Below are 20,073 nucleotides of genomic sequence, written 5' to 3' on the forward strand. Positions count from 1 at the left end.
GCGCGGAGTCTTATACTTCGCGCCCGTTTTCGTTCTACAGGACTTCGCCATGGCCACCGCCTACCTCGACCACCATCTCGCCCTGCTCGCCCACCTGCGCGGCATCCTGGTCGCCCTGGGCGAGGCCGAACAGGTGGAGGACGACACCCACGCCCTGTTTGTCGAGCGCTTCGACGAGCTGCTGGCGCAGTTGCCGGAGGATCCGGAGAGCAGCCTGTACCTGGGCCAGGACATCATCAGCCAGGTGTTCCACCGCTACCCGCAGATCGCCCATCTGGTGCCGCGCGACCTGCTGTGGTTCTTCGGCGGCGACTGCCTGCACTTCATGCCGGACGAGGAAATCGGCCTCTATCAACGCCTGGATGAACGCCGCTTCGAGGCCGAGGAGAACGACGAACCGTTCGACTGGAATCGCGAGAAGCAGCTGCTGGCCCTGCCGGACGACAGCGCCAAGCACTGAAGCGTACGCAGACGAAAAGGCCCGCTCGGCATCGCCGGCGGGCCTTTTCATTGAACGGATAAAACCTGCGCAAACGAAAACGCCACCCAATGGGTGGCGTTCCGTGAATTTGGAGCGGGAAACGAGACTCGAACTCGCGACCCCGACCTTGGCAAGGTCGTGCTCTACCAACTGAGCTATTCCCGCATGGCGTCCCCTAGGGGACTCGAACCCCTGTTACCGCCGTGAAAGGGCGGTGTCCTAGGCCACTAGACGAAGGGGACGTGGCCCGGAGCTTACAACAGCTTCCCGGTGTTTCCGGACGATGTTGCCATCGGCCGTGTAACTCTAATCAAAACGCCGCTCGTTGAGCGGCGCTTCGTGAAACTGGAGCGGGAAACGAGACTCGAACTCGCGACCCCGACCTTGGCAAGGTCGTGCTCTACCAACTGAGCTATTCCCGCATGGCGTCCCCTAGGGGACTCGAACCCCTGTTACCGCCGTGAAAGGGCGGTGTCCTAGGCCACTAGACGAAGGGGACGTGGCCCGGAGCTTACAACAGCTTCCCGGTGTTTCCGGACGATGTTGCCATCGGCCGTGTAACTCTAATCAAAACGCCGCTCGTTGAGCGGCGCTTCGTGAAACTGGAGCGGGAAACGAGACTCGAACTCGCGACCCCGACCTTGGCAAGGTCGTGCTCTACCAACTGAGCTATTCCCGCATGGCGTCCCCTAGGGGACTCGAACCCCTGTTACCGCCGTGAAAGGGCGGTGTCCTAGGCCACTAGACGAAGGGGACGTGGCCCGGAGCTTACAACAGCTTCCCGGTGTTTCCGGACGATGTTGCCATCGGCCGTGTAACTCTAATCAAAACGCCGCTCGTTGAGCGGCGCTTCGTGAAACTGGAGCGGGAAACGAGACTCGAACTCGCGACCCCGACCTTGGCAAGGTCGTGCTCTACCAACTGAGCTATTCCCGCATGGCGTCCCCTAGGGGACTCGAACCCCTGTTACCGCCGTGAAAGGGCGGTGTCCTAGGCCACTAGACGAAGGGGACGTGGCCAGGAGCTTATAACAGCATCCCAACTTTCGGCGAATCGGCTTTCACCAACTCGCTGAAAGTGGCGCGCATTCTATGGAGCCTTTGGGAGAGCGTCAACCCTCCCCCAAAACTTTTTTCAAATCAAAGACTTCCCATCAGAATTGACAAGGTGCTATCAGCATGATGGCTAACGCACTACACTCGGGGCAAAAGATGCGCATCGGGAGGGTCTCAAGGTGTCCCCAATCGTCATCACGGCGCTGATAATCGCCGGTATCGTCCTGCTCTTCATCATCGGTTATGCGAACCACATGGTGGAGAACAACAAGCTCGAGAAGGCCCGCCTGCGGGCCGACCTCACCGACCGCGTACGCCGCAGCCGCGACGTCTCCGAAAGCATGCCCGGCCAGCTCATGAGCCCGGCCCTCAAGGTGCTTCTCAGCCGCTTCGAACTGCAGTTCGGCGAACGCCTGCTGCAGCTGGACAAGCAGAACGCCAATCTCAAGAACCGCCTCGACGAGCTGCGCGAGATGATCGCCAAGGGCGACGACATCCCCGTGCGCAATCCGCCGCAGCTGATCGCGACCGAAGCCAAGGCCAAGGACATCCGCTTCCTGCTGGAAAACCTCCACGGCCAGATCACCCGCGCCGCCCAGGATCATGTGTTGCAGGCCGCCGAGGCCAAGCGCTGGCTGGGCGAGATTCGCCACATGCTGGTGCAACTTCATTTCGAGTTCTTCAGCAATCTCGGCCAGCAGTCCATGCAGCAGAACCAGCCCGGCCAGGCCCGCCTGGCCTACGAGCGCGGCGTGCAATACCTGCGCAAGCAGCCGGAACCGGCGCGCTACAAGGCCCAGCTGCAACAGCTGGAGCAACTCCTGGCGCGCGCCAACGCCGTGGTGCTGGAGAAGACCAAGCCGGCTCCCGAGGAACACACCGAGCTGGCCGAAGGCATCAAGTCGCTCGGCGAAGACGACTGGAAGAAGAAGAACATCTACGACTAATCGGCCGCTGAGGAATCCCGATGAGCCTGATCGTCTACGGCGCTCCGCTGTCCCCCTTCGTCCGCAAACTGCGCCTGTGCCTGCTGGAGAAGGGCCTGGATTACCAGTTGGAAATCGTCACCCCCTTCGATCAACCCGAGTGGTACCGGGAGCTCAATCCCCTGGGGCGCATTCCCGCGTTCCGTGATGGCGACGTGACGCTGGCCGACTCCAGCGTGATCTGCCAATACCTGGAAGAGTGCTACCCCGAACGCCCCGCCCTGTTCGGCGAGAACGCCGTGGACAAAGCGCGGATACGCTGGCTGGAAAAGTACGGCGACTACGAACTGGCGACCCTGTGCACCTTCGCCGTGTTTCGCAACCGCCTGCTCAAGCCGATGCTCGGCCAGGCCTGCGACGAGGACGCCGTGCAGACGGCCCTGAAAGCCAAGCTGCCGGGCCACTTCGACTATCTGGAACAGAGTCTCGGCGAGGCCGAATTCTTCGTCGGCGACACGCTGACCCAAGCGGACCTCGCCATCTACAGCCAGCTGCAGAACATGGAGCACGGCGGCGAAACTCTGGATGAGCAACGCTGGCCTGCCCTCGCCGCCCACTACCGGCGTATCCAGGCACGTGACTCGGTGCAGAGCCTGCTGCCTGGCGAACGCAAGATCATCGCCAAGATCAGCGGCAAGTCTTGAGCGTCTCGAGATGAAAAAGCCCGGCAATGCCGGGCTTTTTCTTGACTGCCAGCGAGTCAGCAGTCGGTGAGGCGCAGGAAGATCGCCGCCAGGCGTTCGATGCCCAGTTGATCCTCCTCCGAGAAGCGCGCGGTGAGGGGGCTGTCCAGATCCAACACGCCGACCAGCCGACCGTCCTTGACCAGCGGCACCACCAGCTCGCTGTTGGAAGCGCTGTCGCAGGCGATGTGCCCGGCAAACGCGTGCACGTCCTCGACCCGCTGGGTCTGCAAACTGCTCGCCGCGGCGCCGCACACGCCCCTGCCGAAGGGGATGCGCACGCAGGCCACCTTGCCCTGGAACGGCCCCAACACCAGCTGCTCGCCCTTATTGAGGTAGAAACCGGCCCAGTTGAGGTCGGCCAACTCGTGGAACAGGAAGGCCGAGAACTGCGCCGCGTTGGCGACGAAGTCGCGCTCGTCAGTCAGCAGCGCCTTCAGCTGTGCGGCCAGCAGTTCGTAGCCCTCGCGGCCCTGGCCGGCCTGTTGCAGATCGATCATGAACGCACCTCCAGCAGGCGCTGGCCGACCCAGCTGCGGGCGAACTGGTAGGCGCAACGGCCATTGCGATTGCCGCGTCCCAGGGCCCAGCGAATGGCCAGCACTTCCAGGTCGTGATCCCAACGCCACTGCAGCCCGGCGTCGGCCGCCAGCACCGTCACCCAGTGCCGCACCACGGCGAGGAAATGGTCTTGGGTGAAGGGATAGAAGGAGATCCACAGACCGAAACGGTCGGACAAGGCGATCTTGTCCTCGATCGCCTCGCTCGGATGCAGCTCGCCGTCGACCATGCGGCTGTCCAGGTTGTCGCTCTCCTTCTCCGGCACCAGGTGGCGGCGGTTGGAAGTGGCGTACAGCACCACGTTGTCCGGCGCGCGCTCCAGCGAGCCGTCCAGCACGCTCTTGAGCACCCGGTAGTCGCCCTCGCCCGACTCGAACGACAGGTCGTCGCAGAACAGCACGAAGCGCTGCGGCAGCCCGATCAGCGCTTCCACCACCCGCGGCAGGTCGGCCAGGTGATCGCGCTCGATCTCGATCAGCCGCAGCCCGGCACCGGCGTGCTCGGCCAGCAGCGCGCGCACCAGCGACGACTTGCCGGTACCACGCGCGCCCCACAGCAGCGCGTGGTTGGCCGGCAGGCCCGCGACGAACTGGCGGGTATTGCGCGCCAGCTGCTCGCGCTGGGTATCCACGCCGACCAGGTCGGACAGGCCCAGATCCAGGCTCACCCGCAGCGGCTGCAGATAGCCCGCGCGCCCCTCGCGCTGCCAGCGGGCGGCGATCACCGCGCTCCAGTCCAGCCCCACCCGCTCCGCGGGCAGCAGTGGTTCGATGCGTTCCAGCACGCTCTCGGCGCGCTGCAGAAAACTGTTCAGACGAACATCCACGACCAACTCCTCATCTCGCCCACTGCCGATCCTCCGGCGCTATGGGCTATGCTTCCAAGGCCAAAAACAAGGACTCAGCTACCCCGCCGATGGATATATCCCTGACCCATCGCCTGTCGTACAAACAGGCCAGATTGACGGTGCTGGTGGCCTTCTTGCTGGGGACCCTGCTGAGCCTCATCCAGGTCGGCCTGGATTATGCCAGCGAAGACGCCTCCATCGACCGGGAAATCCACTCGCTGCTGGAAATCAGCCACAACCCGGCGGCTCGTATCTCCTACAACATCGACGCCGAACTGGCCCAGGAACTGGTCCTCGGCCTGCTTCGCTCGCCCGCGGTAATGCGTGCGGAAATCATCGACAACAGCGGCCTGGTGCTGGCCTCGGTGGATCGCCCGCCGGTGCAGAGCCGCTATCGGGTGTTCAGCGACTTCCTGTTCGGCGAACGGCGCCAGTTCGAAGACCCGCTGTTCGTCAGCCACGCCCCCGAGGAGTCCCTGGGCGTGCTGCGCCTGGAGGTGGACACCTATGCCTTCGGCAGCCACTTCCTGCGGCGCGCGCTGCTCACCATGCTCACCGGCTTCGCTCGCAGCCTGCTGCTGTCGCTGATCCTGCTGGTGCTGTTCTACGCCATGCTGACCAAGCCGCTGGTGGGCGTGATCCGCGCGCTGAGCGACCGCGATCCGCGCCGCGACTTCTCTCCGGTGCCCTGCCCGTCCCACCACGAGCGCGACGAGATCGGCACCCTGGTGGCCGTGGCCAACCAGCAACTGGCCAACACCCACCAGGAAATCAGCCAGCGCCGCGAGGCCGAGGATCGTCTGACCCAATACCTGGCCGAGCTGGAAAACATCGTCTCGGCGCGCACCGCCGAGCTGAAGGCGACCAACGCCCGCCTGACCGTGTCCAACCACGAACTGGAGCGCGCGCGCGGCACAGCGCTGGAAATGGCCCAGGCGCGCGCCGCCTTCCTGGCCAACATGAGCCACGAGATCCGCACGCCGCTCAATGGCCTGCTGGGCATGCTGGCCCTGGCCCTGGACGGCAGCCTGAGCAACGAGCAACGCCAGCAGCTGTCCATCGCCCATGATTCGGGCAAGGTGCTGGTCGAATTGCTCAACGACATTCTCGACCTGTCCAAGTTCGAGGCCGGCCAGCTGGAGCTGGAACACATCCCCTTCGACCTTGGCACCCTGGTCGAGGAAACCGCCAGCCTGCTCTCGCAGAACGCCGGCCCCAACGTCGAGCTGACCTGCCTGATCGACCCGCAACTGCCTGCCCTGGTGCTGGGCGACCCGACTCGGGTGCGGCAGATCGTCAGCAACCTGCTGTCCAACGCGCTCAAGTTCACCCGTGCCGGCCGCGTCGACCTGCGGGTCACGCCCAGCCCGGGCGGCGTGCGCCTGCTGGTCAGCGACACCGGCATCGGCATTGCCGAAGACGCGCAGAAGCGCATCTTCCAGCCCTTCACCCAGGCCGGCGCCGGGATCACCCGCCAATTCGGCGGCACGGGTCTGGGCCTCGCGCTGACCCGGCGCCTGTGCGAGGCCATGGACGGCGAGCTCACACTGAATTCCCGCGAAGGTGTCGGCAGCCAGTTCAGCGCCACCCTGCCGCTGCCCAGCCACGCGCCGCCGCCCCGCTGGCCGGGGTTGCCGGGACGAATCGCGGCGCAATGCCCGGCGGGCAGCGGCCTGGCGGAATTGTTCGACGGCTGGCTGCCGAACTGGGGGCTCAGCTACCAGCGCTACGATGACGAACTGCCACTTGACCAGGCCGACCTGCTGATCTGTGTCGATCCCGAGCAGTTGCCGGCACTGCGCCAGCGCACGAGCCAGCCGCTGCTGCTGGTATCGGCCTACGGCACCTTCCTTCAGCCAGAACAGACAACCGCCCTGGCACCGTTCGAGCAGCTGGCTCGCCCGCTGTCACGCGCCGCGCTGTACCGCAGCCTGCAGCGCCTGCTCACGCCGCATCAGGCCAGCGACAGCGAGCCACAGCACAAACTGCCGAGCCGCCCGCGCCAGGCCCGCGTGCTGTTGGTGGAGGACAACCAGGTCAACCAGATGGTGGCCAAGGGCATGCTGGCCAAGCTGGGTTGTGAGGTGGCCATTGCCGCCCACGGCGGCGAGGCCATCGCGCACCTGCAGGCCCATGCGGTCGACCTGGTGCTGATGGACTGCAACATGCCGGTGATGGATGGCTACGAGGCCACCCGGCGCATCCGCCAGAGCGGCGACTGGCCGGAACTGCCGATCATCGCCCTGACCGCCAATGCCCTGCCCGACGAGCGCGAACGCTGCCAGGCGGCCGGCATGAACGATTACCTGGCCAAACCGTTCCGCCGCGAGGACCTGGCCGCGCTGCTGGACTGCTGGCTGCCGCTCACGAGTGAGCCCTGACCAGCGCCAGCAACTGGCCGAGGCTCTCGCGCAGGCCCTCCAGCTCGTTCACGTCGACACCGCTCTCGCACAACAGGCGCTGCTTGAGCGGCAGCACCCGGTCGCGCAGCGCCAGGCCCGCCGCGGAGAGCGCCAGGCACAACTCTCGCTCGTCGGCGCTGGAGCGGCGACGCTGCACCAGGCCGAGCTGTTCCAGACGCTTGAGCAGCGGCGTCAGCGTACCCGAATCGAGCATCAGCCGTTCGCCCAGCGCCTTGACCGTGGCCTGCTCCGGCGGCGAAGCCTGCCACTCCCACAGCACCAGCATCGCCAGATACTGCGGGTAGGTCAGGCCCAGCTCGTCAAGCATCGGCTTGTAGGCGCGAATCACCGCCCGAGAGGCGGCGTATAGCTTGAAGCACAGCTGGTTATCCAGCAGCAGCTGCGCCTCGAGGTCGTGCGATGCCGTCATTTCAGCAGAGCTTCGATCTCGGCGGTCAGCTCTTCCGGCTTGGTGGTCGGGGCGAAGCGCTTGACCTGGCTGCCGTCGCCGCTGACCAGGAACTTGGTGAAGTTCCATTTGATGCCCTGGCTGCCGAGCAGGCCCGGGGCGCGCTTCTTCAACTGCACGTAGAGCGGGTGGGCACCGCTGCCGTTGACGTCGATCTTCTTAAACAGCGGGAAGCTGACGCCGAAGTTCAGCTCGCAAAATTCGCTAATGGCGCCCTCGTCACCGGGCTCCTGCTTGCCGAACTGGTTGCAGGGGAAACCCACTACCACCAGCCCCTTGTCCTTGTACTGCTGCCAGATGTTTTCCAGGCCCTTGTACTGCGGGGTGAAGCCGCACTTGCTGGCGGTATTGACCACCAGCACAGCCTTGCCGCCGAAATCGGCGAGGGTCTTCTGCTCGCCCTTGATGGTGGTAACGGGGATATCGAGAAGCTTGTCGCTCATGGTCTGGGGCTCCGTGCACATTGAGGTGCGGCGAATATAGCGAGCAATTGAATTGCACACAATTTATTCATCGAAAAAAGAGGCTCGCCAAGCGAGCCTCTCTCGTCAGCGCGGGACCAGCTTCAGCGACACCGAGTTGATGCAATAACGCAGCCCCGTCGGCCGCGGCCCGTCGGGGAAGACATGGCCCAGGTGCGCGTCGCACTTGGCGCATTTGACCTCGATGCGGTGCATGCCGTGGCTGAAGTCGTCCTTCTCGCGGATCACGTCCTCGCCCACCGGCTGGAAATAGCTCGGCCAGCCGCTGCCGGAATCGTACTTGGCGTCCGAGTCGAACAGCGCCTCGCCGCAGCAGGCGCAGTGGTAGATGCCCGGCACCTTGCTGTCGTGGTATTCACCGGTGAAGGCACGCTCGGTGCCACCCAGCCGGCAGACATGGAACTGGGCGTCGGAAAGCTCGTCGCGCCAGGCTTCCAGGGGTTTTTCGATCTTTTCCATGGAGCACACCTCAGGGGCAGAAAAAAGCCCGGCCTGTACCTTTTCCGGGCATCGGGCCGCACGTATCATGCGTCCCTCTTTGGACGCCAGTCTGGCCGCCGCATTACAGCGCGGCGATTCGCATCGGGACATACAGCATCATGCAGGTCAGCAAATCGAACAAGCTCGCCAACGTCTGCTACGACATCCGCGGGCCGGTGCTCAAGCACGCCAAACGCCTGGAAGAGGAAGGCCACCGCATCCTCAAGCTGAACATCGGCAATCCGGCGCCGTTCGGTTTCGAAGCCCCGGAGGAAATCCTCCAGGACGTGATCCGCAACCTGCCCACCGCGCAAGGCTACAGCGACTCCAAGGGCCTGTTCAGCGCGCGCAAGGCGGTGATGCAGTATTACCAGCAGAAGCAGGTGGAAGGCGTCGGCATCGAGGACATCTACCTCGGCAACGGCGTGTCCGAGCTGATCGTGATGGCCATGCAGGCCCTGCTCAACAACGGTGACGAGGTGCTGATCCCGGCGCCCGATTACCCGCTGTGGACCGCCGCCGTCGCCCTCTCCGGCGGCAAGCCCGTGCATTACCTGTGCGACGAGCAGGCCGGCTGGTTCCCCGACCTGGCCGACATGAAGGCCAAAGTCAGCAGCAACACCAAGGCCATCGTGCTGATCAACCCGAACAACCCGACCGGCGCCGTGTATTCGAAGGAAGTGCTGGAAGGCATCGTCGAGCTGGCGCGTCAGCACAACCTAGTGATCTTCTCCGACGAGATCTACGACAAGATCCTCTACGACGAGGCTCAGCACATCTCCACCGCGTCTCTGGCGCCGGACGTGCTCTGCCTGACCTTCAACGGCCTGTCCAAGAGCTACCGCGTGGCCGGCTTCCGCTCCGGCTGGGTGGCCATCTCCGGCCCGAAGCACCGCGCGCAGAGCTACATCGAGGGCCTGGATATCCTGGCCAACATGCGCCTGTGCGCCAACGTGCCGAGCCAACACGCGATCCAGACCGCCCTCGGCGGCTACCAGAGCATCAATGACCTGGTGCTGCCGCAGGGCCGCCTGCTGGAGCAGCGCAACCGCGCCTGGGAGCTGCTCAACGACATCCCCGGCGTCAGCTGCGTCAAGCCGATGGGCGCGCTGTACGCCTTCCCGAAGATCGATCCGAAGATCTGCCCAATCCACAACGACGAGAAGTTCGTGCTCGACCTGCTGCTCTCCGAGAAGCTGCTGATCGTCCAGGGCACCGCCTTCAACTGGCCGTGGCCGGATCACTTCCGCGTGGTCACCCTGCCCCGCGTCGACGATCTGGAACAGGCCATCGGCCGCATCGGCAACTTCCTCAAGTCCTACCGCCAATAACGCAAGGCAGCCGGCCATGGACCTGCAGATCGACGAGTTCTACAAGGATGCCGCCAGCGGCATGCTGGCGCTCTATCAGGCCTTCCCGCGCAAGTTGGCGCTGTATGTGGAAGACCTGATCGGCCGCGAGGAACCCGACGAATTCGGCCTGCCGAGCAAGCGACACCAGGCCTGCCTGGGTGCCCTGCTGTGGCTGGCCGAGGAAGGCTATATCCGCTTCGACTCGACCATTGCCTACGACGCCCTCGACCAGGCAGTGCTCACCGAGAAGGGCTTCATGCGCCTCTCCCGCGCCATTCCCCACGCCCTGCCCCAGGGCGATGCCTCGCCGCCCAGCGTGCGTCGCGTGCACGGCACCCTCGCCTGGCAGCTGCGCGAGGCCCTCGGCCAGCACAACAGCGAGAAGGTCGCGCGCCTCACCCGCCTGCTCTTCGAAAGCGCCCTGAGCCCCTCAAGCGACATAGTTTGAAATAGTGCCTCGGTTGAAGGCGCGTCGGCCCAACCTTATATAGCTCGCATACTTAGACCGTCTCTCGCCTGAGGAGAAGCTTCCTACCATGATGCGCATCGTGTTGTTCCTGGCCACCAACCTGGCGGTACTGCTGATCGCCAGCGTCACCCTGAAACTGCTCGGGGTCGATCGCTTCACCGGCCAGAACTACGGCAGCCTGCTGGCCTTCTGTGCCGTATTCGGCTTCGCCGGTTCCTTCATCTCGCTGTTCCTCTCCAAGTGGATGGCGAAGATGAGCACCGGCACCGAGATCATCACCCAGCCGCGCACCCGTCATGAGCAATGGCTGCTGCAGACCGTCGAAGAGCTGTCCCGCGACGCCGGCATCAAGATGCCCGAGGTCGGCATCTTCCCCGCCTACGAATCCAACGCCTTCGCCACCGGCTGGAACAAAAACGACGCCCTGGTCGCCGTCAGCCAGGGCCTGCTGGAGCGCTTCTCCCCCGACGAAGTGAAGGCCGTGCTGGCCCACGAGATCGGCCACGTGGCCAACGGTGACATGGTGACCCTGGCCATGATCCAAGGCGTGGTGAACACCTTCGTGATGTTCTTCGCGCGCATCTTCGGCAACTTCGTCGACCGCGTGATTTTGAAGAACGAGGGCGAAGGTCACGGCATCGGCTACATCATCGCGACCATCTTCGCGGAGCTGGTACTGGGCATCCTCGCCAGCATCATCGTCATGTGGTTCTCCCGACGGCGCGAATTCCGCGCCGACGATGCTGGCGCCCGCCTGGCCGGCACTGGCGCCATGATCGCCGCGCTGGAGCGCCTGCGTGCCGAACAAGGCGTGCCGGTACAGATGCCCAGCAGCATGACCGCCTTCGGCATCAACGGCGGCCTGAAGAACGGCCTGGCCGGCCTGCTGATGACCCACCCGCCGCTGGAAGACCGCATCGAGGCCCTGCGCCGCCGCGGCTGATAGCCCCCGCAACGAAGAGGGCGATCCCCGGATCGCCTTTTTTGTGCCTGCGAAAAACCTCGAACCTTGCCGAGGCCCGCGAAGTCGGAACCTTTAAGCCCAACGACTACGGGAGAATCGCGATGGCCGTCTACCACTGGGACCTGATCGAACGCCTGCTGCACGAGGCGCAGAACTCCGCCGGCAAGCCCTTTGCCCCCCGCCACTATGCCGAGGAGCTTGCCGACGAGCTGGGCAGTGCCGGCGAGCAGGTCGAGAATCTCGACCACCTCCGCGCCGAAGCCACCCGCTATGAGTCGCTGCTGCTGGAGAACGGCTTCATCGCACCGCGCCCCGAGGAAGAAGGCGGCAACGGCGAGAACTTCGTCCTCACCCCGCGCGGCGCCCAGTTGCTGAGCATGCTCGACAGCAGCATTCCCGGCAGCGAGCACCCGCGTGAAGTACTCGACGGGGCCGGCGAAGCCGCCCTGACTCCGGAAGTGTTCGACGATCTGGCTCCCAAGGCCAATCTCGAAACCGAGTGACCCGCTAGCAACCGAAGCTCGCCGCCGCCCGGCGCCCTGTCGGCGGCGGTGGCTCCTCGGCCTCCAAGCCGCTGAGAACCTCGCGATTCATCAAAGCATGTTGCTTCGCCGAATCGGCCGTCGCCTTTCGCAGCACCCGCTAGCCTGAAATGGGTACCCCAAGCGCCCAGCGAGGACTGCACGACGATGAATACGGCCAGCAGCTCGAAAGCCATGCCCTATGTGGTCGCTGCGCTCGCAGCGACGTTCGCCGGATTGATCTACACCTTCGTGCTCATGAAAGGGGCGACCGAAGACCTCAACGAAGTGGCCGACCGGCGCTACCGTTCGTACCTTCTGGCCGACGAACTGCGCCAGAGCTCGGACGATCTCACCCGACTCGGTCGCACCTACGTGGTCACCGCCAATCCCGAGTTCGAACGCGAATACCTGAAAATTCTCGACATTCGCAACGGCAAAGCCCCTCGTCCTCAGGATTACCATCGCATCTATTGGGACTTCGTGGCGGCCGGCCAAAGCCAGCCTCGTCCCGACGGAGAAACCATTTCACTGCAGGAACTGATGGTGAAAGCCGGCTTCTCCGATGCCGAGTTCGCCAAACTCAGAGCCGCGCAAGCCAGCTCGGACGGCCTGGTCGAGCTCGAAACCCAAGCCATGAATGCCGTCAAGGGATTGTCCCTCGACGCCCAGGGCAACTACAGCGCAACCGGACAGCCCGACATGGCGGCCGCGCGCGAGCTCGTGCATGGCGCGAGGTACCATGAACTCAAGGCGCAAATCATGAAGCCTCTGGATGAGTTCTTCGTCCTGGTCGAGCAACGCACGGAAACGGAAATGGCGGCGGCCCAGCAAGCGCTGAACAACGCGCAGAATCTGTTCATTACCAACCTCGTGTTGTTGATTGCCGAGATCGCTCTACTCATCTACCTCGGGCGCCAGCGAACCCTGGCCCAGCTGGGCTCCAAACCTCAGGTGCTCGGCAACGTATTGAACGAAATCGCCTCGGGCAATCTTAGCGTGCACATTCCGCCTACCTCGTCGGACAGCGCGCTGGGTCTGGTCGATATCATGAACCACAAGCTCAAGACGCTGATTGGCGCAGCCTCCGCGACGAGCGAGCGCCTGTCCTCCGCGGTTGACCAAGTTTCCCAGGTCGTCGGCGACACCGCCGAGCGCGCGGCGAAACAGAACGACATGACCGACCTGGTCGCCACAGCGGTGCACGAAATGGGCCTTACGGTTCAGGAAATCGCCCGAAGTGCCGGCAACGCCGCAACGGCGTCGCAAGAGGCCCAGGACGAAGCAAAGCAGGCCAGCCGGGTTGTGAGCGAGTCGACCCAACACATCGAAAAAATGGCGGGCGATTGGCGACGCTTCCAAGGCAGTGGGCGAACTGGCCGAACAGGTCGCCTCCATAGACCAGGTGCTGGCCGTCATCCGCGGCATCTCCGAACAGACCAATCTGCTAGCCCTCAATGCCGCCATCGAAGCGGCCCGAGCCGGGGAAATGGGCCGCGGCTTTGCAGTGGTCGCAGACGAGGTGCGGACGCTGGCAGGGCGCACCCAGGGCTCGACCGATGAGATCCAGCAGATGATTGAGCGCCTGAAGCAACGGGCGGACGCGGCGGTCAGTTCCATGCTGGCGGGCTACGACGCCACCCGCACTGGCGTGGCTTCCAGCCAGAGCACCAATCGCTCTCTGGGTGCGATCGCCACCCAGATAGAACACATCAGCGACCTGAACCACCATGTCGCTACCGCCACGGAGGAGCAGTCCTCGGTAACCGAGGAAATCAACCGGAACGTCCAGGGAATCGCCGATCTGGCTCATGCCACCACGCGAGAAGCGCAGCGCTGCCAGGAGGATTGCCAGACGCTGCGCCAGCTGTCGCAGGACCTGACTCGGCAGATGGCCAGCTTCCGCCTTTAGACGTAAAACAGCCGAAGTGCAGTCAGGCCTCGAAGGTCGAGCGGCCCCAGGATCTAACGAGACAATCGATCGGTATCTGCAGAAAGTTATATTGGAGCCCGATAGATCCAGCGGTCACCATGGCAGCATCGTCACTGCGAGAAGTCGCCGATGCTGCCCTCCCTGTTCATCTCTCATGGTTCGCCCATGCTGGCGCTGGAGCCCGGCGCCAGCGGCCCTGCCCTGGCTCGCCTGGCGGCCGAATTGCCCAGGCCGCGCGCGGTGCTGGTGGTATCGGCACACTGGGAGAGCGACGAGCTGTTGATCGGCAGCTCGCCACGCCCGGCCACCTGGCACGACTTCGGCGGTTTCCCCGCCCCGCTCTACGCGGTGCAGTATCCGGCACCCGGCGCGCCGGACCTGGCCGTCGAAGTCCAGCGCCTGCTAGCCGAAGCCGAACTGCCCAGCCGCCTCGACCCCCAGCGCCCGCTGGACCACGGCGCCTGGGTGCCGCTGTCACTGATGTATCCGCAGGCCGACGTACCGGTGCTGCAGCTCTCGCTGCCAAACCACGCCGGGCCTGCGCTGCAGGAGCGCGTGGGCCAGGTGCTGGCGAGTTTGCGCGAGCAAGATGTACTGCTGGTCGGCTCCGGCAGCATCACCCACAACCTGGGCGAACTGGACTGGCGCGCCGGCCCGGAAGTCATCGAGCCTTGGGCCGGCGAGTTTCGTGACTGGATGGTGGGCAAGCTGCAGACCGACGACCGCCTCGCCCTGCTCGACTACCGCCGCCAGGCACCCCACGCGCGCCGCAACCATCCCAGCGAGGAGCATCTGCTCCCGCTTTACTTCGCCCTCGGTGCCGGCGGCGTCTTCCAGCTCGAGCACAGCGGCTTCACCTACGGCGCGCTGGGCATGGACATCTACAGCTTCCGCTAGGCCCGGTTGCCTTCGCCTCTCACGGCAGGTGCCCCTCGTAGGCGCCCAGATCACACTGGGCCACACCATCGCCGTCGCCATCCAGCGGGCGCGCGACCGCACGCTGGTCGTGGCCAGAGCAGCTTCCGATGCTGGCGTCGAGTGCCAACCCAGACGAGCGGAGGGCATGAGTCTGGGTCGGGCCGCCGTTATCGGCCAAGGGATGAAGTAGCTGGGCGCCTGTCAGGGCGGGATCGACATAGAGATCGGCGCGACAGCTGCCGTCGTCCGTCTCCAGCAGCAGGCCAATGGCCCGGTAGAGGCTCTGGCCAAGGTTGCGGCAGTTGACCACCTGCCCTGCGACAGGGTCGCGATTGGCCACGATCAAGCTGTTTCGCAGCAGCACCTCGCCCCAGTTCATCAGGCCGAAGCCCTGGTTGCCGACCACCGACACGTGCACCAGCCGCATCACTGGCATCACCGCCGGCGGCGTGCTCGATGGATAGCCGTTGCTCAGCCCGCCACTGGTATTACTGCTGATCGTGCTATTGCTCAGCACCAGCATGCCCTCGCCTTCGTTGGCGATGGCGCCGCCGAGACCCATCTCGTCGCCGCTGTTGTCGACGAACAGGCTGCGGGCGACGTTGGCCGTGCCAGCGTTGTACAAACCGCCGCCCGCGCCCCGATCACCCTGATCGGAAACCCGGTTGTCGCGGAATTCGCTGTCGCGCATCAGGAGCTGACCCTGATTGAAGATGGCGCCACCGCGGCCGAGGTTGTCGTCCCAGTACACACCCTCGGCGTGATTGCCCTCGAAGATCGAGTGATGAACGTCCAGCTGGCCGTAGCTGGCGATGCCTCCGCCCTGACCATGCCGGTAACCCTCGCTGGCCGGTAGCGGGCCTGGCGCGGTGACCGCGCGGTTGTTGCGCACCCGCACCTCGTGCAACAGCAAGTCGCCGTGGTTCTCCACCGCGCCGCCGTTGTCCGCGGTATCGCCGCCCTCCAGGCTGAGGCGCAGCAAGTCCAAGGCGGCGCCCGCCATCACCTCCAGCAGTCGATCGGAGCCGCCGCCGAGTATCCGGCTGCGCTCGCCGTAGCCACGAATGGTCAGGGCGTCGCGCACATCCAGGTCACCGTTGCGATTGTCGTCCTCGTCACGCGACACGCCCTGCTCATCCGGCGCGGGTGGGAGGCTGAGCACATAGTCGCCGGGAGCCAGCATGATGAAATCGGCGCCCGCCTGCAGGTTGGCGGCCTGCACCGCATCGCGCAGCGAGCAGTGGCTGTCGCACAGGCCATCGAAACTGTCCGTCGTGGTGGTGACCTGCAAGGGTGTATTGGCCCAAGCCATGGGCCCCGCCAGCAGCAGGATGCCGGCCAGCGGTAAACGGAAGGCTTTGCCTACAGGAAAAGGGGTGGTGCGGCGCATGTCGGCATTCCTCTGCCCGCAACGGCACGCGTGGAGGCGCTGCGCGAGGCGGGCGATCGGTCCTTGGGGAGCGGACACGACACGGCCTCCGCAGCCTGACCAGGGAGAAGGCAGGGCCTGGTCAGGCCGATGGACCACAACGGCCGGGGGCAGTTCTGCGCAATCGGACGAAACGCCGGACCCTCTCGCAACGAAAAAGCCCCGCATGAGCGGGGCTTTCTTCGCAGCGTGGACTCAGTCCTCGCGGTAGCGGCGCAGCTTCAGGGCCTTGCCGGCGACGCGGGTGTCCTTGAGCTTGCTCAGCAGGCGCTCGAGGCCGTCTTCCGGCAGCTCGACCAGGCTGAAGGTCTCGCGGATCTGGATGCGGCCGATGGCATCGCGCTGCAGGCCGCCCTCGTTGAGGATGGCGCCCAGCAGGTTCTTCGCGGCGATGCCGTCGCGGGTACCCAGGGCGGTGCGGCAGCGCACCTTGCCTTCGCTCGGCGCAGCCATCGGACGGCGCTGGTACTCACCACGCTCACCGCCACGCTCGCCACGGTCCGGACGGTCGCCGTCGCGCTCGCGACGCTCACGCGGGGCGCCGACGCCCGGCACCAGCGGCTGCTCGCGCTCGACGCTGGCCAGGTCCAGGGCCTGACCGTTGGTGACCTTCTTCAGCAGCGCCGCGGCCAGGGCGCGCGGGGTGCAGCCGATGTCGGCGATCAGCTGGTCGAGCAGCGCGCCGTGGCTGGCTTCGGCCTCGGCGGCCAGCGGCGCCAGGCCTGCGGTGAGCTTCTTGATGCGGGCGTCCAGCACCTGCTGCGGGTTGGGCAGCTTGACCTCGCCGACCTTCTGCCCGGTGACGCGCTCGATCACCTGCAGCATGCGGCGTTCACGCGGCGTCACCAGCAGCAGCGCGCGACCTTCACGACCGGCACGGCCGGTACGGCCGATACGGTGCACGTAGGACTCGGGGTCGTACGGCATGTCGACGTTGAGCACGTGGGTGATGCGCGGCACGTCGATACCACGGGCGGCCACGTCGGTGGCGACCACGATGTCCAGACGGCCGTCCTTCAGCGACTCGATCACGCGCTCACGCTGGTTCTGGGCGATGTCGCCGTTCAGCGCGGCGGCCTTGTAGCCTTTGGCTTCCAGGGCGCTGGCCAGGTCCAGGGTGGCCTGCTTGGTGCGCACGAAGGCGATCAGGGCGTCGAAGTCTTCGACTTCCAGCAGACGGGTCACGGCGTTGATCTTCTGATCGGCGTGGATCATCAGATGCGCCTGCTCGATGCGCGACACGGTCTGGGTCTTGGCCGCGATCTTGACGTGCTTGGGCTCGCGCAGGTGCTTCTCGGCGATCTCACGGATCGAGTGCGGCAGGGTCGCGGAGAACAGCACGCTCTGGCGGGTGGCCGGCATGGCCTGGAAGATCACTTCCAGGTCGTCCATGAAGCCGAGCTTGAGCATCTCGTCGGCCTCGTCCAGCACCAGGTGGCGGATGGTCGACAGCAGCTGGTCGTTGCGGCTCAGGTGGTCGACCAGGCGGCCCGGGGTGGCCACGATGATCTGCGCGCCCATGCGCAGGGACTTCAGCTGCGGGCCCATGGGCGCGCCGCCGTAGACGGCCACCACGTTCACGCCGGGCATCTGCTTGGAGTAGGTCTCGAAGGCGGTGGCCACCTGCAGGGCCAGCTCGCGGGTCGGCGCGAGGATCAGCGCCTGCGGCTCGCGTTTGGCCGGGTCGATCCTGGACAGGAGCGGCAGGGCGAAGGCGGCGGTCTTACCGGTACCGGTCTGGGCCTGGCCGATCATGTCGTGGCCGGCCAAGATCATCGGGATGGCCTGGGCCTGAATGGGGGACGGCTCTTCGTAACCGACCGCGGTCAGCGCGGCGAGAATGGAAGGATGAAGGCCGAGATCGGCAAAGGTGCCGGTTTCCTGGGTCATGGGTCTGCCTCTGTGTGCATCCGCAAAAACCCAGGAACAAAGGCTGCGCGTGCCGTGTAGGACCTTGTGGGTCACCCTGGCAGCCGATCGACGGGAATTTGCGAAAACGATGGATGTAACGTCAAGGGTAGTCCGCGGGGCGGACCAGCAGCGAAGCGGCGCTTCGTGAAATTGACGGGGCCAGTTTTGGCCGGGCGCGAATCATACAGGAAAAGTCCGTTCGCTGGACAGGCTTTTGCGCCAACCGGCCGAACGGTGCCCGGTGGCGGCGCAGCCGGATCACCCGAGTGGCGGGTCAGGTCGCCGGGCGCAACACGTCCAGCAGCGATTGCAGGGAATAGCCCAGGCGCGGCTTCAGCGCCTCGGCACGAGCCGTGAGGGCGGCAACGTCCAGCGGCTGGTCGAGATCGGCCGGCACCAGCAGGATGACATTGCCCTCCTTCACCGGAATCTCCCAGTAATGGCGGTGGTACAGGCCGCGCAGCAGCGCCGCGCCGAGCGGGCGGCCATCATCGGTGCCCCACTGGTTGATCACCAGCCAGCCACCGGGGTTGAGGCGCTTCTGGCAGTTCTCCAGAAAGCGCCAGGCCAGGTGGCCGACCGCCGGGCCGGTGTCGGTGTACAGGTCGACGAAGATCAGGTCCGCCGTCTCGGCACTGTCGAGCAGCTCCAGGGCATCGCCGATGCGCACGGTCAGGCGCGGGTCGTCCGCCAGACCCAGGTACTGCATGGCCAGGCGCGGCACCTCGGGGCGCAGCTCGATGATCTCGACGTCATCCAGCTCGAGAAACTGCAGACACGCCTGGGTCAGGGTGCCGCCGCCCAGGCCGAGGAACAGCGCCGACTCCGGCGCCTCGTGGCACAGCGCGCCGATCAGCATGGCGCGGGTGTAGTCGTACTCCAGCCAGGCCGGGTCGCGGGTATAGGTGCAGCTCTGTTCGATGGCCTCGCCGAACTCGAGGAAGCGGTAGTCGCCGACCTCCAGCACGCGCACCACGCCCCAGGCATCGCGCACCTCTTCCAGCAGGATTTCTTCGCGCAGGTCGCTCATTGGCCGAGCCCCTGGCGGAACTGGCCGGGCGTCATCCCGCTCCAGCGACGGAAGGCCTTGGCGAAGGCGCTCTCGTCGGAGAAGCCGAGGCCCTCGGCGACGTCCGCCATGCGCGCCGACCCGCGCAGGCGCTGTTCGGCCATCTGGTGCAGTACTTGGTCCCGCAGCAGCTTGAAGCTGGTGCCCTCCTCGGCCAGCTTGCGGTTCAGGTGGCGCCCGCTCAGCTCCAGCTGCTCGGCGACACGCTCCTTGCCCCAGCGCGGCTGGGCGCGTAGCTGCTGTTGCACGCGCACCGCCAGGCTCTGCTGGCCGAGGCACTCGAGCAGGCTGTCGGCCAGGCCGCGCAGATGCTCGCGCATCGGCGCATTGGCCTGGATCAGCGGCACGGCCAGGTCGGCGCGGTCGAAAAGCAACGCGTTATCCGCCGAGGAGAATTCCAGCGGGCAACCGAGCAGCTCGACATAACGCGCCTCAGCGGCCCGCGGGGCATGGCCGAACTGCAGCTCCAACGGCTGCACGCGCTCGCCGGTGATCCAGCGGGTCAGGTGCGCCAGGCTGGCCAGCACCGCTTCCACCCGCTCTTCACGGCGTACGTCGTAATGCGGCTGGTAGGTCAGGCGCAGCTGGGCGCCCTCCTCGCTCAGGGCGAACTCGCCGCCCTCGCCGACGATGGGGTAGTACTCCAGCAGCGCCTCCAGCGCCTCGCCCAGGGTCTCGCAGCTCATCAGCAGCGCGCCGACCATGTCCAGGTGGCCGACCTGCAGGGCATTGCCCAGGCGCAGGCCGATCAGCGGGTCGCCGGCGGCGGCGCAGAAGGCCTCCCACAGTGCGTCCTGACGGGCCAGCGGGATGCGCGTCTCGTGGCTCGGCGCGCGCAGCTCGGCCGGCAGCGGCAGAGCCAGGCGCTCGGCGGCCTGGAGGATGGCCTGGGTGTAGTGGACGGTAACGGAAGGCGTGCTGCTCATGGGTCCCGAATTAACCGGCGAAGGTCCTGATTGAGCCGTTACGGCGAAGGGTCGGCTGCCTATGCTGGGGCCAGATAACGAGGCCGCGCGCGACAGGCCCGCGTTGTACCACGCCGACGCAGCGCAGCCCATAGA

19 protein-coding genes and 8 tRNA genes are annotated in these 20,073 nt (G+C 65.6%); 10 read left to right on the forward strand and 17 right to left on the reverse strand.

The features are described 5' to 3' along the window. Nucleotides 1-49: 49 nt before the first annotated feature. Nucleotides 50-460 carry a PA2817 family protein gene (locus tag NF616_RS20095; RefSeq protein WP_252275551.1) on the forward strand — a complete coding sequence of 137 codons (411 nt, stop codon included), beginning with the start codon at nucleotides 50-52 and terminating at the stop codon, nucleotides 458-460. A 110-nt stretch (nucleotides 461-570) separates the two neighbouring features. Here the strand turns inward: NF616_RS20095 and NF616_RS20100 are convergent. The 8 genes from NF616_RS20100 to NF616_RS20135 form a co-directional block, all read right to left on the reverse strand. Continuing rightward, a tRNA-Gly gene (locus tag NF616_RS20100) sits at nucleotides 571-646 on the reverse strand. Nucleotide 647: 1 nt separating this feature from the next. Then, nucleotides 648-723: transfer RNA gene (locus NF616_RS20105), tRNA-Glu, on the reverse strand. 104 nt (nucleotides 724-827) lie between these two features. Beyond that, nucleotides 828-903, reverse strand: a tRNA-Gly gene (locus NF616_RS20110). A gap of 1 nt (nucleotide 904) precedes the next feature. Then, a tRNA-Glu gene (locus tag NF616_RS20115) sits at nucleotides 905-980 on the reverse strand. A gap of 104 nt (nucleotides 981-1,084) precedes the next feature. Beyond that, nucleotides 1,085-1,160: transfer RNA gene (locus tag NF616_RS20120), tRNA-Gly, on the reverse strand. A 1-nt stretch (nucleotide 1,161) separates the two neighbouring features. Beyond that, nucleotides 1,162-1,237 (reverse strand) — tRNA-Glu (locus NF616_RS20125). 104 nt (nucleotides 1,238-1,341) lie between these two features. Further along, nucleotides 1,342-1,417, reverse strand: a tRNA-Gly gene (locus NF616_RS20130). Nucleotide 1,418: 1 nt separating this feature from the next. Continuing rightward, a tRNA-Glu gene (locus NF616_RS20135) sits at nucleotides 1,419-1,494 on the reverse strand. 221 nt (nucleotides 1,495-1,715) lie between these two features. Between NF616_RS20135 and NF616_RS20140 the strand changes: the two genes are divergently transcribed. Both NF616_RS20140 and NF616_RS20145 read left to right on the forward strand, forming a co-directional pair. Beyond that, on the forward strand, nucleotides 1,716-2,483 hold the full coding sequence (locus NF616_RS20140; RefSeq protein WP_252275552.1) for a hypothetical protein: 768 nt from the start codon (nucleotides 1,716-1,718) through the stop codon (nucleotides 2,481-2,483). A gap of 20 nt (nucleotides 2,484-2,503) precedes the next feature. Next, nucleotides 2,504-3,166, forward strand: a complete 663-nt coding sequence (locus NF616_RS20145; RefSeq protein ID WP_252275553.1) for a glutathione S-transferase family protein — start codon at nucleotides 2,504-2,506, stop codon at nucleotides 3,164-3,166. Between the two features lie 56 nt (nucleotides 3,167-3,222). Here NF616_RS20145 and NF616_RS20150 read toward each other — a convergent pair whose 3' ends face one another. Both NF616_RS20150 and NF616_RS20155 read right to left on the reverse strand, forming a co-directional pair. Next, nucleotides 3,223-3,705, reverse strand: coding sequence for a GAF domain-containing protein (locus tag NF616_RS20150; protein ID WP_252275554.1), 483 nt, complete (start codon nucleotides 3,703-3,705; stop codon nucleotides 3,223-3,225). After that, nucleotides 3,702-4,592, reverse strand: a complete 891-nt coding sequence (locus tag NF616_RS20155; protein ID WP_252275555.1) for an ATP-binding protein — start codon at nucleotides 4,590-4,592, stop codon at nucleotides 3,702-3,704. Before NF616_RS20155 ends, NF616_RS20150 begins: the two co-directional genes overlap by 4 nt. 89 nt (nucleotides 4,593-4,681) lie before the next feature. Between NF616_RS20155 and NF616_RS20160 the strand changes: the two genes are divergently transcribed. Continuing rightward, the gene (locus NF616_RS20160) at nucleotides 4,682-6,994 is read left to right on the forward strand and encodes an ATP-binding protein (RefSeq protein WP_252275556.1); all 2,313 of its coding nucleotides are present in this window, start codon (nucleotides 4,682-4,684) and stop codon (nucleotides 6,992-6,994) included. On the opposite strand, the gene NF616_RS20165 is transcribed toward NF616_RS20160, so the two are convergent. The 3 genes from NF616_RS20165 to msrB form a co-directional block, all read right to left on the reverse strand. Further along, a complete protein-coding gene (locus NF616_RS20165) occupies nucleotides 6,978-7,445 on the reverse strand; it encodes a MarR family winged helix-turn-helix transcriptional regulator (RefSeq protein WP_252275557.1) in 468 nt (155 codons plus the stop codon). The genes NF616_RS20160 and NF616_RS20165 overlap by 17 nt on opposite strands. Next, the gene (locus tag NF616_RS20170; protein WP_252275558.1) at nucleotides 7,442-7,927 is read right to left on the reverse strand and encodes a glutathione peroxidase; all 486 of its coding nucleotides are present in this window, start codon (nucleotides 7,925-7,927) and stop codon (nucleotides 7,442-7,444) included. The genes NF616_RS20165 and NF616_RS20170 overlap by 4 nt, the downstream gene beginning before the upstream one ends. A gap of 105 nt (nucleotides 7,928-8,032) precedes the next feature. Next, a complete protein-coding gene (msrB, locus tag NF616_RS20175; RefSeq protein WP_252275559.1) occupies nucleotides 8,033-8,425 on the reverse strand; it encodes a peptide-methionine (R)-S-oxide reductase MsrB in 393 nt (130 codons plus the stop codon). Nucleotides 8,426-8,565: 140 nt separating this feature from the next. Between msrB and NF616_RS20180 the strand changes: the two genes are divergently transcribed. The 6 genes from NF616_RS20180 to NF616_RS20205 all read left to right on the forward strand — a co-directional run bounded on the left by NF616_RS20180 (nucleotide 8,566) and on the right by NF616_RS20205 (nucleotide 14,582). Further along, entirely contained in the window at nucleotides 8,566-9,777 is a 1,212-nt protein-coding gene (locus tag NF616_RS20180) for a pyridoxal phosphate-dependent aminotransferase (RefSeq protein WP_252275560.1), read from the forward strand. 16 nt (nucleotides 9,778-9,793) lie between these two features. Beyond that, nucleotides 9,794-10,246: a hypothetical protein gene (locus NF616_RS20185; protein ID WP_252275561.1), complete on the forward strand. Its 453-nt coding sequence runs from the start codon at nucleotides 9,794-9,796 to the stop codon at nucleotides 10,244-10,246. Between the two features lie 88 nt (nucleotides 10,247-10,334). Then, entirely contained in the window at nucleotides 10,335-11,210 is an 876-nt protein-coding gene (gene htpX / locus NF616_RS20190) for a protease HtpX (protein ID WP_252275562.1), read from the forward strand. A gap of 122 nt (nucleotides 11,211-11,332) precedes the next feature. Next, nucleotides 11,333-11,734 (forward strand): helix-turn-helix domain-containing protein, encoded by a 402-nt coding sequence (locus tag NF616_RS20195; protein ID WP_252275563.1) that lies wholly within the window; start codon nucleotides 11,333-11,335, stop codon nucleotides 11,732-11,734. A gap of 1,363 nt (nucleotides 11,735-13,097) precedes the next feature. Continuing rightward, nucleotides 13,098-13,664, forward strand: a complete 567-nt coding sequence (locus NF616_RS20200) for a methyl-accepting chemotaxis protein (RefSeq protein ID WP_434091915.1) — start codon at nucleotides 13,098-13,100, stop codon at nucleotides 13,662-13,664. 150 nt (nucleotides 13,665-13,814) lie between these two features. Continuing rightward, nucleotides 13,815-14,582, forward strand: coding sequence for a DODA-type extradiol aromatic ring-opening family dioxygenase (locus NF616_RS20205; protein ID WP_252275564.1), 768 nt, complete (start codon nucleotides 13,815-13,817; stop codon nucleotides 14,580-14,582). Nucleotides 14,583-14,601: 19 nt separating this feature from the next. On the opposite strand, the gene NF616_RS20210 is transcribed toward NF616_RS20205, so the two are convergent. The 4 genes from NF616_RS20210 to NF616_RS20225 all read right to left on the reverse strand — a co-directional run bounded on the left by NF616_RS20210 (nucleotide 14,602) and on the right by NF616_RS20225 (nucleotide 19,938). After that, the gene (locus NF616_RS20210; protein WP_252275565.1) at nucleotides 14,602-15,993 is read right to left on the reverse strand and encodes a CSLREA domain-containing protein; all 1,392 of its coding nucleotides are present in this window, start codon (nucleotides 15,991-15,993) and stop codon (nucleotides 14,602-14,604) included. Nucleotides 15,994-16,227: 234 nt separating this feature from the next. Next, the gene (locus NF616_RS20215; protein WP_491568560.1) at nucleotides 16,228-17,922 is read right to left on the reverse strand and encodes a DEAD/DEAH box helicase; all 1,695 of its coding nucleotides are present in this window, start codon (nucleotides 17,920-17,922) and stop codon (nucleotides 16,228-16,230) included. Nucleotides 17,923-18,217: 295 nt separating this feature from the next. Continuing rightward, the gene (locus tag NF616_RS20220) at nucleotides 18,218-18,973 is read right to left on the reverse strand and encodes a spermidine synthase (protein ID WP_252275566.1); all 756 of its coding nucleotides are present in this window, start codon (nucleotides 18,971-18,973) and stop codon (nucleotides 18,218-18,220) included. Beyond that, the gene (locus NF616_RS20225) at nucleotides 18,970-19,938 is read right to left on the reverse strand and encodes an AraC family transcriptional regulator (RefSeq protein ID WP_252275567.1); all 969 of its coding nucleotides are present in this window, start codon (nucleotides 19,936-19,938) and stop codon (nucleotides 18,970-18,972) included. Before NF616_RS20225 ends, NF616_RS20220 begins: the two co-directional genes overlap by 4 nt. Between the last annotated feature and the right edge of the window lie 135 nt (nucleotides 19,939-20,073).

This window comes from Pseudomonas subflava, assembly GCF_023823685.1.
Taxonomy (GTDB): Bacteria; Pseudomonadota; Gammaproteobacteria; order Pseudomonadales; family Pseudomonadaceae; genus Aquipseudomonas; species Aquipseudomonas subflava.

Excerpts from the sequence above, each read along its gene's own strand:
- NF616_RS20160 (WP_252275556.1), top strand. The coding sequence starts at position 4,682 with ATGGATATATCCCTGACCCATCGCCTGTCGTACAAACAGGCCAGATTG.
- NF616_RS20215 (WP_491568560.1), bottom strand. The coding sequence starts at position 17,922 with ATGACCCAGGAAACCGGCACCTTTGCCGATCTCGGCCTTCATCCTTCC.
- NF616_RS20220 (WP_252275566.1), bottom strand. The coding sequence starts at position 18,973 with ATGAGCGACCTGCGCGAAGAAATCCTGCTGGAAGAGGTGCGCGATGCC.
- htpX (WP_252275562.1), top strand. The coding sequence starts at position 10,335 with ATGATGCGCATCGTGTTGTTCCTGGCCACCAACCTGGCGGTACTGCTG.
- NF616_RS20180 (WP_252275560.1), top strand. The coding sequence starts at position 8,566 with ATGCAGGTCAGCAAATCGAACAAGCTCGCCAACGTCTGCTACGACATC.
- msrB (WP_252275559.1), bottom strand. The coding sequence starts at position 8,425 with ATGGAAAAGATCGAAAAACCCCTGGAAGCCTGGCGCGACGAGCTTTCC.
- NF616_RS20150 (WP_252275554.1), bottom strand. The coding sequence starts at position 3,705 with ATGATCGATCTGCAACAGGCCGGCCAGGGCCGCGAGGGCTACGAACTG.
- NF616_RS20185 (WP_252275561.1), top strand. The coding sequence starts at position 9,794 with ATGGACCTGCAGATCGACGAGTTCTACAAGGATGCCGCCAGCGGCATG.
- NF616_RS20095 (WP_252275551.1), top strand. The coding sequence starts at position 50 with ATGGCCACCGCCTACCTCGACCACCATCTCGCCCTGCTCGCCCACCTG.
- NF616_RS20165 (WP_252275557.1), bottom strand. The coding sequence starts at position 7,445 with ATGACGGCATCGCACGACCTCGAGGCGCAGCTGCTGCTGGATAACCAG.
- NF616_RS20195 (WP_252275563.1), top strand. The coding sequence starts at position 11,333 with ATGGCCGTCTACCACTGGGACCTGATCGAACGCCTGCTGCACGAGGCG.
- NF616_RS20210 (WP_252275565.1), bottom strand. The coding sequence starts at position 15,993 with ATGCGCCGCACCACCCCTTTTCCTGTAGGCAAAGCCTTCCGTTTACCG.
- NF616_RS20170 (WP_252275558.1), bottom strand. The coding sequence starts at position 7,927 with ATGAGCGACAAGCTTCTCGATATCCCCGTTACCACCATCAAGGGCGAG.
- NF616_RS20205 (WP_252275564.1), top strand. The coding sequence starts at position 13,815 with ATGCTGCCCTCCCTGTTCATCTCTCATGGTTCGCCCATGCTGGCGCTG.
- NF616_RS20225 (WP_252275567.1), bottom strand. The coding sequence starts at position 19,938 with ATGAGCAGCACGCCTTCCGTTACCGTCCACTACACCCAGGCCATCCTC.
- NF616_RS20145 (WP_252275553.1), top strand. The coding sequence starts at position 2,504 with ATGAGCCTGATCGTCTACGGCGCTCCGCTGTCCCCCTTCGTCCGCAAA.